This is a genomic window from Paenibacillus silvestris (assembly GCF_009882985.1).
GTDB lineage: Bacteria > Bacillota > Bacilli > Paenibacillales > NBRC-103111 > Paenibacillus_E > Paenibacillus_E silvestris.
In genome coordinates, this window is the sequence record NZ_WTUZ01000004.1 from 93878 (window position 1) to 94135 (window position 258).

Sequence of the window (258 nt, forward strand, 5' to 3'; positions counted from 1 at the left end):
GTCCATTCATCTTCGGACAAGAGAGGAAATGAGCAAAGTAAAAGCTCATTGGGAACTGATTCCGGAGATTAAGAAGCTTCGTGATGAGGTGGCACCAGATACACTTCTGACCATTAACGGGGATATCCCTAACCGTCAGATCGGCCAGCAGCTTGCTGAGCAATACGGTGTCGACGGTATTATGATTGGACGCGGTATTTTTCAAAATCCATATGCATTTGAGACAGAGCCGAAGGAGCACAGCAGTGCGGAATTGCT

Annotated in this window: 1 protein-coding gene (running past one end of the window); it reads left to right on the top strand. The window is 47.3% G+C overall.

Annotation, left to right across the window (positions count from 1 at the left end; genetic code table 11):
* Positions 1-258 carry part of the coding region annotated (locus GQF01_RS01490) for a tRNA dihydrouridine synthase (RefSeq protein WP_235958779.1) on the top strand (this coding region is incomplete at both ends). 285 nt of the annotated region lie to the left of the window's left edge, so 258 of the 543 annotated nt are shown.